General features: G+C 57.6%; 10 protein-coding genes. 8 read left to right on the top strand and 2 right to left on the bottom strand.

What is annotated here, in order from left to right; all coding sequences use genetic code 11:
- The first annotated feature begins 9 nt into the window (after nt 1-9).
- Nucleotides 10-735 carry an aquaporin Z gene (gene aqpZ / locus JHC09_RS00715; RefSeq protein WP_349236501.1) on the top strand — a complete coding sequence of 242 codons (726 nt, stop codon included), beginning with the start codon at nt 10-12 and terminating at the stop codon, nt 733-735.
- Between the two features lie 166 nt (nt 736-901).
- Here the strand turns inward: aqpZ and JHC09_RS00710 are convergent, their stop codons facing one another.
- Both JHC09_RS00710 and metH read right to left on the bottom strand, forming a co-directional pair.
- On the bottom strand, nt 902-1,252 hold the full coding sequence (locus JHC09_RS00710) for a hypothetical protein (protein ID WP_199530426.1): 351 nt from the start codon (nt 1,250-1,252) through the stop codon (nt 902-904).
- A 111-nt stretch (nt 1,253-1,363) separates the two neighbouring features.
- On the bottom strand, nt 1,364-5,107 hold the full coding sequence (gene metH / locus JHC09_RS00705) for a methionine synthase (protein ID WP_199530425.1): 3,744 nt from the start codon (nt 5,105-5,107) through the stop codon (nt 1,364-1,366).
- A gap of 335 nt (nt 5,108-5,442) precedes the next feature.
- Here metH and JHC09_RS00700 point away from each other — a divergent pair, with 335 nt between their 5' ends.
- Genes JHC09_RS00700 through JHC09_RS00670 form a run of 7 tightly spaced genes read left to right on the top strand, consistent with a single transcriptional unit; the run spans nt 5,443 to nt 12,447 of the window.
- A complete protein-coding gene (locus JHC09_RS00700) occupies nt 5,443-6,363 on the top strand; it encodes a septal ring lytic transglycosylase RlpA family protein (protein ID WP_199530741.1) in 921 nt (306 codons plus the stop codon).
- A 57-nt stretch (nt 6,364-6,420) separates the two neighbouring features.
- Entirely contained in the window at nt 6,421-7,557 is a 1,137-nt protein-coding gene (locus JHC09_RS00695; protein WP_349236489.1) for a D-alanyl-D-alanine carboxypeptidase family protein, read from the top strand.
- An 18-nt stretch (nt 7,558-7,575) separates the two neighbouring features.
- Nucleotides 7,576-8,262 carry a dTMP kinase gene (tmk, locus tag JHC09_RS00690; RefSeq protein WP_169193907.1) on the top strand — a complete coding sequence of 229 codons (687 nt, stop codon included), beginning with the start codon at nt 7,576-7,578 and terminating at the stop codon, nt 8,260-8,262.
- On the top strand, nt 8,259-9,284 hold the full coding sequence (locus tag JHC09_RS00685) for an AAA family ATPase (protein WP_199530424.1): 1,026 nt from the start codon (nt 8,259-8,261) through the stop codon (nt 9,282-9,284). Before tmk ends, JHC09_RS00685 begins: the two co-directional genes overlap by 4 nt.
- On the top strand, nt 9,281-10,828 hold the full coding sequence (metG, locus tag JHC09_RS00680; RefSeq protein ID WP_199530423.1) for a methionine--tRNA ligase: 1,548 nt from the start codon (nt 9,281-9,283) through the stop codon (nt 10,826-10,828). Before JHC09_RS00685 ends, metG begins: the two co-directional genes overlap by 4 nt.
- Entirely contained in the window at nt 10,828-11,607 is a 780-nt protein-coding gene (locus JHC09_RS00675) for a TatD family hydrolase (RefSeq protein WP_199530422.1), read from the top strand. Before metG ends, JHC09_RS00675 begins: the two co-directional genes overlap by 1 nt.
- A 3-nt stretch (nt 11,608-11,610) precedes the next feature.
- The gene (locus JHC09_RS00670; RefSeq protein WP_199530421.1) at nt 11,611-12,447 is read left to right on the top strand and encodes an MBL fold metallo-hydrolase; all 837 of its coding nucleotides are present in this window, start codon (nt 11,611-11,613) and stop codon (nt 12,445-12,447) included.
- Nucleotides 12,448-12,491: the final 44 nt, after the last annotated feature.

The raw sequence follows: 12,491 nt of genomic DNA, 5'->3' as shown, positions 1-12,491 counted from the left end.
TTAGACAGCATATCCAAAGCAGAATCACCTGCTTGGAGTGAGAAGGCCATGATTAAGCGTCTTTCAGCCGAAGCATTCGGAACGTTTTGGCTTGTCTTTGGAGGGTGTGGCTCAGCTGTTCTTGCGGCGGGCATTCCGGAACTTGGAATTGGCTATGCAGGTGTCTCGCTGGCCTTCGGTTTAACTGTGCTGACAATGGCTTACGCGGTCGGGCACATCTCCGGCGGGCATTTCAATCCTGCTGTTTCTCTCGGGCTCGCTGTCGCTGGTCGGTTCGATTACAAGGACCTCGTGCCTTATTGGGTCGCTCAGATCATCGGCGGTGCGCTCGGGGCACTGGTGCTCTTCGTCATTGCGTCGGGCGTGACTGGTTTTGTCGCTGGCGGCTTTGCTTCGAACGGCTATGACACGCTTTCTCCGCATGCCTATGGGTTGGTGTCCGTTATCGTTGCTGAAGTGGTGCTGACGGCGTTTTTCCTGATTATCATTTTGGGATCGACGCATAAGAATGCCGCGGCGGGTTTTGCGCCAATCGCTATTGGTTTGGGGCTCACCCTGATCCACCTGATCTCTATCCCGGTGAGCAACACTTCGGTCAATCCAGCACGCTCCATCGCGGCCGCCTTGTTTGCTGACAATGGCGCGTTGGGCCAAGTCTGGGTGTTTATCCTTGCTCCACTTGCTGGCGCCGCTATTGGCGGGATCATTTGGAAAGCACTGCTAGAGCGCGACTGAGGTCGTTGCGCGAGGTGCCTTCAGCGCCGTCGTTTTCACCGGGCTTGTCCCGGTGATCCTGTTTTGTGCGAGGCCTATCTGGATTGTCGGGACAGGCCCGGCATTGACGGTGGGGATGGATCGAATAAAGGGGCATGAAGCACTATTCGCTCACGCCTATAGATCTTTACCGGCCCGCTACGCCCTGAAGGTAAAAGCGTTTGGCGACAGTGTGGTCGCGCAGAGCTTGGGCAGGCAGCTTGCCCGTTAAGGCGAATATGACCTGCAGGGGCTCAGGGATAGCGCTGGCATCCACGATAACGCGGGTGAAATTATCAGTGCCGTTGTCCCGGTCCAACAGCAGATTGTAGAGCAGGGCACGGACATCTGTCTGAGAGGAACAAGCCACGCAGCTGGCGCCATCGGCGTGACCGTGGCCAGAGTTGCGGGGTAAGCGCAGAAGTTTGTCGCCGGGTGCGAGTTGAGGCAGCGCGTCCGCTTGGGTCACAACCAGAACTGGAATTTGGGGAGCCAACATAGTGCTACCTGAGAGGAGGTTCTGGATGAGACGCGTGACAGGACGAAGGGTTCCGAAGGGTGAAGAAATAAGGCTCCCGACAGCGCCGGAAGCCTTCTCATCTATCCGAAGTTACTTACCCGGAATGTAGTTCAGCACAGGGCCGAGCCAACGCTCCACTTCGGCAACCGCCATGCCCTTACGTTCCGCGTAGTCCAGAACCTGATCGCGTTCGACCTTGGCGACGCCAAAGTAATAGGCGTCCGGATGGCTGAAATAGAGACCAGAAACGGACGAGCCCGGCCACATCGCATAGCTCTCAGTGAGTGTAACTCCGACTTGAGCTTCTGCATCTAGCAGTTTGAAAAGAGTGGTCTTTTCAGTGTGATCTGGCTGAGCTGGATAGCCGGGAGCTGGGCGAATGCCGGCATAGGGTTCGCCAACCAACTCGTCTGGCGCAAACGTCTCGTCCTTGCCAAAGCCCCAGTGCTCCTTACGGACGCGCTCGTGCAGGTATTCGGCTAGGGCTTCGGCATAGCGGTCGGCCAGCGCCTTGACGAGAATGGACGAATAATCGTCGTTCGCCTTTTCAAAGCGTTCGGCAATGGCAACTTCTTCAAGCCCAGCGGTGACGACGAAGCCACCAAGATAGTCGGGTGTGCCGACCGGCGCGACGAAGTCGGACAGGGCGACATTGGCGCTATCGGTGCGCTTGGACAGCTGCTGGCGCAGGGTGAAGAAGGTGTTGAGCTCAGTGGCGCGGTCTTCGCCGGTAAAGAGACGGATGTCGTCCTCGACGCGGTTGGCGGGCCAGAAGCCGATGACGGCCTTCAGGTTGAACCATTTTTCGTCAATGATCTGCTTGAGCATCTTCTGAGCGTCGGCCCAGAGCGCACGAGCGGCTTCGCCCTGCTTCTCATCTTCAAGGATGGCCGGGTAACGGCCCTTGAGTTCCCAGCTCTGGAAGAACGGGGTCCAATCGATGTAGCGGGCGATTTCGCCCAGATCGAGATCGGTGATGGTCTTTGTGCCGAGGAAAGTCGGCTTTGGTGGCGTGTAGCCATCAAAGTTGGACTTGAACGCATTGGCCCGGGCTGTGGCCAGCGGCAAGCGCTTTTTGTCTAGTTCGGCACGTTCGTGCGCAGCCGCCGCCTTGGCATATTCGGCGCGTGTGGTTTCGACGAATGCGGCGTTCTGATCATCCGAGAGGAGCGCAGAGACAACACCCACAGCGCGGCTGGCGTCGTTGACGTAAACGGCCTGACCACGGTTGTAGCGCGGGTGGATCTTTACCGCCGTGTGAACGCGGCTGGTCGTAGCCCCACCAATGAGCAGCGGGATGTTAAAACCTTCGCGTTCCATTTCGGCGGCGACATGGACCATTTCGTCCAGCGAGGGGGTGATGAGACCCGATAGGCCGATGATGTCGACGTTCTCGGCCTTGGCCACTTCCAAAATCTTCGCCGACGGGACCATAACGCCCAGGTCGATGATTTCGTAGTTGTTGCAGGCCAGAACCACGCCGACGATGTTTTTGCCGATGTCGTGGACGTCGCCCTTCACGGTTGCCATCAGAACCTTGCCCGCGCTGGAGCGGCCAGTACCGCCATTGGCGGCCTTTTCCTCTTCCATATAGGGAAGGAGATAGGCAACGGCCTGCTTCATGACGCGAGCGGATTTTACCACCTGCGGCAGGAACATCTTTCCCGAGCCGAAGAGGTCGCCGACGACGTTCATGCCATCCATCAGCGGGCCTTCGATGACGTGCAACGGGCGGTCGTAAGCGAGACGGGCTTCTTCGGTGTCTGCCTCGATGAATTCGGTGACGCCATTGACCAGCGCATGAGTAATGCGCTGACCGACGGGGAGCTCGCGCCAGGAGAGGTCCTTGGCCTTGCCCGCTGCGCCGCCCTGACCGCGATAGCGTTCCGCCAGCTCGAGCATACGATCGGTGGCATTTGGCGTGCGGTTGAGGATCACGTCCTCGCAGGCGTCGCGCAGTTCGGCGTCGATGGTTTCGTAAACCGCCAACTGACCGGCGTTGACGATGCCCATGTCCATGCCGACCTTAATGGCATGGTAGAGGAAGACCGCGTGCATGGCTTCGCGCACCGGCTCATTGCCGCGGAACGAGAAGGAGAGGTTGGAAATACCGCCCGAGATGTGGACATGGGGCAGGGTCTCAACAATCTCCTTCGTCGCTTCGATGAAGTCGACGCCGTAATTGTTGTGTTCTTCAATGCCCGTGGCGACCGCGAACACGTTCGGGTCGAAGATGATGTCTTCTGGCGGGAAGCCGACCTGTTCGGTGAGGATCTTATACGCACGGGTACAGATCTCGACCTTACGCTGCTTGGTATCGGCCTGACCGCTTTCGTCAAAGGCCATCACCACAACCGCAGCGCCATAGGCGCGAACGAGCTTGGCGTGATGAATGAAGGCGTCTTCGCCTTCCTTGAGCGAGATCGAGTTGACCAGCGCCTTGCCCTGAACGCATTTCAGACCAGCTTCGATGACATCCCACTTGGAGCTGTCGATCATCAGCGGAACCTTAGCGATATCGGGTTCGGCGGCGAGCAGGTTGAGGTAGTCAACCATGACCTGCTTACTATCGATCAGGCCCTCGTCCATATTGATGTCGATGACCTGAGCGCCATTCGCGACTTGGTCCCGCGCAACGTCGAGCGCTGTGGTGTAGTCGCCAGCGGTGATCAGTTTTTTGAACTTGGCCGAGCCGGTGACATTGGTGCGCTCGCCAACGTTGACGAAAGGAATGTCCGCGGTGAGCGTGAACGGCTCTAGGCCCGCGAGACGCAGCAGGCGCTCGATCTCGGGAACTTTGCGTGGCTCATAGTGCGCGACCATCTGGGCGATGGCGCGGATATGGTCTGGGGTCGAGCCGCAGCAGCCGCCGACGATATTGAGAAGACCTTCGGAGGCAAAGCTTTGCAACTGACGCGCCATGTCGTCCGGCGTTTCGTCGTAAGCGCCCATTTCATTGGGCAGGCCAGCGTTCGGATAGGCGCAGATAAAGGTATCGGCGACCTTGGAGAGTTCGGCGATGTGATCGCGCATCAGATCGGCGCCGAGCGCGCAGTTCAGCCCGATGGTGATCGGGTTGGCGTGGCGGATCGAGTACCAGAAGGCGGTCGGGGTCTGGCCCGAGAGCGTGCGGCCCGAACGATCGGTGATGGTGCCCGAAATCATGATCGGCACATCGATGCCGCGCTCATCAAAAATCTTGCGAGCAGCGAAGAGGCCGGCCTTGGTGTTGAGCGTGTCGGTGATGGTTTCAAAAAGCAGAAGGTCAGCGCCAGCGTCGATCAGGCCGCGCAGGGCTTCTTCATAGGCGATGGCCAGCTCGTCGAAACTGATGGAGCGGTGACCGGGATTGTTGACGTCGGTCGACATGGAGGAGGTTTTTGTGGTCGGTCCGAGGGCGCCCGCAACATAACGGCGACGACCATCTTCTGCCTCAGCGCGCCGTGCAGCGCGGCGGGCAACGATCACGCCTTGGTAGTTGATGTCGTAGACAGCGCTTTCGCAGGCATAGTCGGCCTGCGCCACAGAGGTGCCAGAAAACGTGTTGGTTTCAACGATATCCGCACCCGCCATATAATAGGCGTAGTGGATGTCCTCGATCATTTTCGGTTCGGTGATGACGAGGAGGTCGTTATTGCCCTTGAGTGGGTGCGACCAATCCTTGAAGCGCTCGCCGCGGAAGTTTTCCTCAGTCAGGCCGAGACGCTGGATCATCGTCCCCATAGCGCCGTCGAGAACGAGGATACGCTCCTCCATAGCCTTTGAAAGTGCGGAGCGCACTTCGTTCCAATCATGGGAAACTGGGCTTGAGATGTTCAGCTCGGAGGGGCTCATCTACCGTCCTCTATACACTTGGGGAGTCTGCGCCGCGTACCGGCTCGTACGCATATAAAGATATCTTTATATCTGAGCAAGCTTGATGCTCGCTTTGCCCATAATTGTGTTCATGCGCCGCAGGTGGATTAGTGGCGCGAGTCGGGCTTGGTGAGATTAGGGGTTTGTAAACCATCAAAACTGTCTTCAATTTTATGCATCGGCGCAGGCGTGTAGATTAACGCGCGATAGGCTCCATTTAAAAAGAAGCGCGAACAGTGACGAAACATTACCGCAAATACGCACGGTTTTTGGTTCTAACCTCTCTGCTCGTCCCGGCTATTGCCGCATGCAACATGGGGAATCTCGGGCCAACAGTGAAGCGTGGTGCCTTCACTTCGGCCAAGTACGGCGTCACCTCCTCGCCGCGCGTAACGACGAATCCTCATCCCCCGCGTGGTGGTGGTCGCTATCAGGTCGGAAAACCCTATACGGTTGCGGGCAGAACTTATGTTCCGCAGCATGATCCGGCTTATGTTGCTGCTGGTACTGGCTCTTGGTATGGCGCTGATTTCCATGGTCGCAAAACTGCGAACGGCGAAATCTTCTCCGCCAATGCTATCACGGCAGCGCATCCTACTCTGCCTTTGCCCTCCTATGTTCGTGTGACGAATAAGGACAATGGTCGCTCGCTCGTGGTGCGCGTCAACGATCGTGGTCCGTATGTTGCTGGTCGTGTGATCGATCTTAGCTATCGCTCGGCGGCGATGCTTGGTTATGTCGAGAATGGCTCTGCCAATGTCGAGATCGCTTATGTTGGTGAAGCGCCGCTCAATGGCGATGATACGCGCCAGTTGATGGCAAGCTATAATGGTCCGCAGGAATTCGGGAAGCACACGCAGGTGGCGACCGGCAATTTCGGTGTGACCAATAATATCTTCGGCATGTTCGGCGGTTTGTTCGCTTATGCCGAGGCTGGTGCCGTTCCGGATAGTTCGGCGCAGGCTGCCACAAATGCAATGGCGGCAGGCGAGCTTGACCTCGCGGCCTTCGCAACACCGGGCGCTGTGCCCGTCAATGTGGAGCTCGGCGTTTTCTATGACGATGCGAGTGCGCAGTCGGTCTCTGAGCGCTTCGCTGTGCTTGGTGCTGTTACAGAAAGCGCTTTGCCGTTGAGCTCTGGTTCGGCGTTAAAACTGACGCTGACCAATTTAAAACCGGGCGTGACCGAAGAAGACGTTCGTAACCTCGCAGCCGAGGTTGGAATAGTGCTCTGATTTTGATTTAAATGCGAGCAACGGATTAATTTCCATCACGGAGGGGCGGACGTGAGAGTGTTGTTTGCTACGATCGCTATGCTGGGCCTGATTTCTCAGGCGAACGCCCAGGTGGCGTTTGACAGTAAGGCGAAGTTCGCCATTTTGACCGACCATGAATCTGGCACGGTCCTCTACCAGAAAAGCGCAGATGAGCGCCTAGAGCCAGCGAGCATGACCAAACTCATGACGCTGGCAGTGGTGTTTACTGAGGTGCGGGCAGGGCGCTTGTCCCTGGACGACGAGTTCTGGGTTTCCGAAAATGCTTGGCGTACGGGCGGGGCTGCCTCTGGTGGCTCCACCATGTTCGCCGTTTTGAACTCGCAAATTCGCGTCGAAGATTTGGTACGTTCGGTCATTATTCAATCGGGTAATGATGCGGCAATCGTTCTGGCGGAAGGCATTGCCGGCTCCGAAGGCAGCTTTGCCGCGATGATGAACGAGTTGAGTGGACAGATCGGCTTGTCCGGCTCTCATTTCGTCAACTCGACCGGCCTGCCAGATCCTGATGAGTATTCCACAGCGCGCGATCTTGCGGTCCTTGGAAGCTATCTCATTCGCGAGTTCCCTGAATTTTATCACTACTTCTCTGAGCCGGAGATGGAGTGGAACAAGATCAAGCAGCCTAACCGAAACTCGCTCGTGGAAATGGGTATCGGTGTGGATGGTCTGAAGACGGGACATACGCAAGCGTCGGGTTACGGCTCTGTAACGTCGACCAACCAAGGCGATCGCCGCCTCGTGGCCGTGGTTCACGGGCTAGAGTCGATGCGCGAGCGCACCGAAGAGGCGCGAAAGCTGCTGACTTGGGGTACGCGTGCCTTTGAAAAGCTGACCCCTTATGCTGCCGGGCAGATTGTTGGCACCGCAGATGTGTATGGTGGTGAAGTCGCCAGTGTCGGCCTTGTCGGTAACGGCGAAGTTGCGCTTTACCTGCCGCGTGGGACGAAGCAGTGCCTCGCTGCAACCATCAATTATACCGCGCCGCTCATGCCGCCCGTGGAGCAAGGACAGAAACTTGCCGAACTGCGTGTGTTCTGCGACGATCAGCTCATTCAATCGACGCCGCTTTATGCTGCTGAATCAGTAGCGCAGGGTGATATTGTTCGTCGCGCAACCGATGCGCTCAAACAGCTCGCCCTTGGCTGGCTCTGACCGGAATGACACGAGACCATGCTAAAAGCGCCAAATCGAGGCACAGCACGATTTATCACCTTTGAAGGTGGAGAGGGCGTAGGAAAGTCTACGCAGGTCAAGCGCTTGCTGCAGAATTTGGCGCGCAATGACATTGAGGCGGTGCGCACACGCGAGCCCGGTGGCACGCCAAAGGCCGAAGCAATCCGCGCTTTCATTCTCCAGGGAAAGTCCGAGAGCTGGGGGCCGGGGGCAGAAGCGATTTTGTTCGCGGCAGCGCGCTATGACCACGTCCACCAACTTATCGCGCCCAATCTCGAGCGCGGCACCTGGGTGATTTCCGACCGTTTCTGTGACTCAACCCGCGCCTATCAGGGGCTGACGGGTGGTGTTGAAGACGGGCTTATTGATGCGCTGGAAAATCTCGCGCTCGATGGTCATACGCCGGATTTGACTCTTGTTCTCGACATGGACCCGAAATTGGCTTTCCAACGCGTCGAGCAGCGCGCCGTTGAGGATGGTTTGCAGCTCACCGGGGATCGTTTTGAGAAGGAAGATCTCGACTGGCACGAACGTCTGCGGGACAATTTCCTCGATATAGCGTCGCGCAATGCCGACCGTTGTGTCGTGCTGTCGGCGCATCAGAGCGAAGAGGCTCTCGAAATGGCCATTTGGTCCGTCGTGACCCAGCGTTTCCCCGAACTTCAGGGTAGGCCGCAGGCGTGATCGATCCAAACGCAATCGAAGATCTCCCGCTGCCAGAACAGCGGCAGCTTGCCGTTGGTCATGACAAGGCGCGACAAGCAATTTTGGCGCAATTGGCCGATCACCGCCTACCCGGCGCGATAATGCTTCACGGGCCCGAGGGGATTGGCAAAGCAACGCTCGCTTTCGAGTTGGCAGCGGCGATATTCACCGCCACTGGCGATGAGAGCTCCGAGCGCGTACGCGAGCAGATCGCGGCTGGCTCGCATCCGAACCTGAGCGTGCTGCGTCGGCGGATGAAGGACGCTAAAGGGTTTTATACGGTGATCCGCGTCGAAGACGTGCGTGAGCTGCGCGAAACCTTGCAGCAGACGCGCGGTCGCTCGGGGCATCGTATCGCTGTTCTCGACTCGATCGACGACTGCAATCCATCCGCTGCCAATGCTCTGCTCAAGACACTCGAAGAGCCGCCAGCAGACACGACCTTCTTCCTTATTTCCCATCGCCCCGGTGGCCTGCTGCCGACGATCAAATCGCGCTGCCACAATATCGCTCTCCGTCCGCTGAGTGATCAGCTTGTGGCAGATGTGGTGATGAACAATCATCCTGAGCTTGACGCTTCAACCCTTGACCGCGCCGTGCAATTGGCTGGCGGCCGCCCGCGTCGAGCGTTTGAAACACTGGCCCTCGCTGAAACTTCCCCCGTTGGGGCGCTGATCACATGGCTGCAGAACCCGGCCGCCATGCCAACAGAAGCGCACCTTAAACTCGGTGACGCGCTTGGGAGTGTTCCCAATGGCCCCGATATGTCCTTTGCGCGCGAGATCCTGAGTGATTGGCTGGCATCAGAAATGCGCGATGCGGCAATGCAGGGCCCAGATCGTAGGCGACTTGCCTCGGCAACTGAGCTATGGGAGAAGGCAAACGCGCTTCTGTCCGAGGCCGATAGTGTCAATCTTGATTTCAAGCAGACACTGGTCGTGATCTTCGATTGGATCCGGAAGCATAGCGCCCTGTCCGCAAATTCCGCTGAGCAAGAATGACCAAGCCCTTTTACGTCACGACCGCGATTTCCTATCCCAATGGCGCCCCACACATCGGGCATGCCTATGAAATGATCGCGACTGACGCCATCGCGCGTTGGAAGCGTCTGGAAGGGCGCGATGTCTATTTCCTGACCGGCACGGACGAGCACGGCATCAAGATGGTGCAGACCGCTGCCGCCAAGGGTGTTTCGGTTCGCGAGCTGGCAGATGAGAACTCGGCGCAGTTCCAGAAGCTGGCAGGACTGCTCAACCTCTCCAACGACGATTTCATCCGCACCACCGAAGAGCGTCATCATAAGAGCGCGCAGGCCATCTGGACGCAGATGGAAGCGAGCCACAATGGTGATATCTTCCAGTCCACCTATAAGGGTTGGTATTCGGTTCGCGACGAAGCTTATTTCGACGAAGCTGAGCTGACCGAAAAGGACGGCAAGCGCTTTGCCCCATCGGGTGCGGAAGTGGAATGGGTCGAAGAACCTACTTATTTCTTCCGTCTCTCGGCTTATCAGGATCGTCTCCTCAAGCTCTATGACGAGAACCCAGACTTCATCGCGCCGAAGGAACGTCGCAATGAAATCATCTCCTTCGTAAAGGGCGGGTTGCAGGACCTTTCGGTTTCGCGCACCACCTTTGATTGGGGTATTCCGGTTCCGGGCGCAGAAGGCCACGTGATGTATGTGTGGGTTGACGCCCTCACCAACTACATCACCGGTGTTGGCTATCCGGACGAGCAGAGCGAACTCTTCAAAAAATTCTGGCCAGCTGACCTGCACGTCATCGGCAAGGACATCATTCGCTTCCACACCGTCTACTGGCCAGCTTTCCTGATGAGCGCCGGTCTGCCTGTGCAGCACCGCGTCTTCGCCCACGGCTTCCTGACCGTTGACGGCCAGAAGATGAGCAAGTCGCTCGGCAATGTGATCGACCCGTTCGAGCTGGTCGAAACCTTTGGTCCAGATGCTGTTCGCTACTTCTTCTTGCGCGAAGTGTCTTTCGGCAATGACGGCGACTACAGCCACGAAAAGCTGGTCAACCGCGTCAATGCAGATCTCGCCAACAACCTTGGCAACCTTGCCCAGCGTTCGCTGTCGATGATCAACAAGAACTGTGAAGCGAAGGTTCCGGCCTTTGGCGACTACACCGATGCCGACACCGCCATCGAAAATGAAGTCACCGAAGCTCTGGTTGCAGCGCAGAAGGCCATGGACGAGCAGTTGGTTCACGAAGCCACTGGCGCCATCATCGCCGCTCTCAGCTCTGCCAATAACTACTTCGCTGGCCAAGAACCTTGGGCTCTGAAGAAGACCGATCCAGTCCGCATGGGCACAGTGCTTTACCGCACGGCAGATACGGTTCGCCGTCTGGCCATCGCCATGCAGGCCTTCGTACCGTCTTCGGCAGCGCGTTTGCTCGACCAGCTGGAAGTTCCAGCCGACGAACGTACGCTCACTCATGCTGCCAAGACCAATGGCCTTGTTTCGGGCACCGAACTGCCGGTTCCGCAGGGCGTCTTTGCGCGCGTCGAGAAGCCTGCTGAATAATGCTGATCGATAGTCACTGCCATCTCGACTTTGAGGCGCTGTCCAATGATTTGGACGGCGTCCTCGTCCGAGCCGAAGCCGCTGGCGTCACCGGAATGGTGACGATTTCCACACGTGTGGAAAAGTTTTCAACATACACAGATCTTGCGGAACGATACCAGAACATCTGGTGTTCCGTTGGGACACATCCGCATAACGCCCACGAAGAACTCCATATTCAAACGGAAGACCTCGTACGGCTAAGTGCCCATCCGCGTTGCGTTGCTATCGGCGAAGCCGGTCTCGACTATTTTTACGACAATGCTCCGCGTGAAGCGCAGGCCATCGGATTGCGTCGGCACATTGCAGCAGCTCGGATCACCGGTCTTCCACTGGTTATCCACAGCCGCGCTGCCGATGAGGACATGGCCGCTATCCTGCGCGAAGAAACAGAGCAGGGGGATTTCCCATTCCTTCTGCATTGCTTCACTGCGGGTAAGGCGTTGGCTGAAACTGCGCTCGAGCTGGGTGGCTATATCTCCTTTTCGGGGATCATCACCTTCAAGAACGGCGAGGAAATCCGCGAAGTCGCCCGAATGGTTCCTGCGGATCGTTACCTCGTGGAAACCGACGCGCCTTATCTCGCGCCGATCCCGCATCGGGGCGAAAGCAATGAGCCGAGCTATGTCCGCCACACCGCGGCCAAGGTCGCCGACGTGCGTGGCATTAGCCTTGAACAATGCGGCGCGGAAAGCACTGCGAATTTCGCGCGCCTGTTTTCCAAGACCGGACTCAAATAGCTCATGGCCAAACCCGACCGGATCATCGCGACCATTCTGGGATGCGCATCATCCGGCGGCGTTCCGCGTTTAGGCAATATCTGGGGCGCGTGTGATCCACTCGAGCCCCGCAACCGCCGTACCCGTTGCGCCTTGCTGGTTGAGGCCTGGCAGAACGGCGTGGATGAGCCGACGCGTGTTCTCATCGACACCGGCGCAGACATGCGCGAGCAATTGCTTGCTGCAAATGTTGGTCGACTCGACGCAGTTCTTTATTCGCATGAGCATGCCGACCATACTCATGGGATCGACGACCTGCGCGTGCTGGCACTACAGGGCCGCAAGCGGGTCGCCGTTTATTACTCTGAGGCGTGCGGCGAACGCCTGAATCTTGCGTTCGGCTATTGCTTTAAAACTCCAGCAGGCAGTTCCTACCCGCCAATTCTCGACGCCCATGTCATTGCTGATGGTGAGACCGTGAGCATTGACGGGCCTGGCGGGATGATCGACTTTCTCGCCTTTGACATGGTCCATGGCGATATCATGTGCTTCGGTTTTCGCGTCGAAGATTTTGCCTATTGCTGCGATCTCTCAGCACTGCCGCAAAGCTCTGAGGCTGGCATTACCGGGCTCAAGACGCTGATTATCGATGCCTTGCGGCCGACGCCGCACCCGAGCCATTTGAGCCTGCCCGAAGCCTTGGACATGATCGAGCGCTTTGCCCCGCAGCAAGGCATTCTCACCAATCTGCACATTGACCTCGACTATCACACGACGGACGAAGAAACGCCGCCCAATGTGACGCCTGCCTTTGATGGCATGTGCATCGATGTGCTGACCGGCCACATTCTCAATCGCTGACAACAAAAAGGGCGCCTCGGATATCCGAAGCGCCCAATTCATTT

The sequence above is a fragment of the Devosia sp. MC532 genome, from assembly GCF_016461625.1.
Classification (GTDB): Bacteria; Pseudomonadota; Alphaproteobacteria; order Rhizobiales; family Devosiaceae; genus Devosia.
The sequence above is the reverse complement of the archived record's forward strand: the minus strand, read 5'-3'. Positions and strand labels throughout refer to the sequence as shown.

Bases quoted from the DNA above. Each gene is read 5' to 3' on its own strand.
- JHC09_RS00710 (WP_199530426.1), bottom strand. From the start codon at position 1,252: ATGTTGGCTCCCCAAATTCCAGTTCTGGTTGTGACCCAAGCGGACGCG.
- metH (WP_199530425.1), bottom strand. From the start codon at position 5,107: ATGAGCCCCTCCGAGCTGAACATCTCAAGCCCAGTTTCCCATGATTGG.
- JHC09_RS00700 (WP_199530741.1), top strand. From the start codon at position 5,443: ATGGGGAATCTCGGGCCAACAGTGAAGCGTGGTGCCTTCACTTCGGCC.
- tmk (WP_169193907.1), top strand. From the start codon at position 7,576: ATGCTAAAAGCGCCAAATCGAGGCACAGCACGATTTATCACCTTTGAA.
- metG (WP_199530423.1), top strand. From the start codon at position 9,281: ATGACCAAGCCCTTTTACGTCACGACCGCGATTTCCTATCCCAATGGC.
- JHC09_RS00675 (WP_199530422.1), top strand. From the start codon at position 10,828: ATGCTGATCGATAGTCACTGCCATCTCGACTTTGAGGCGCTGTCCAAT.
- JHC09_RS00670 (WP_199530421.1), top strand. From the start codon at position 11,611: ATGGCCAAACCCGACCGGATCATCGCGACCATTCTGGGATGCGCATCA.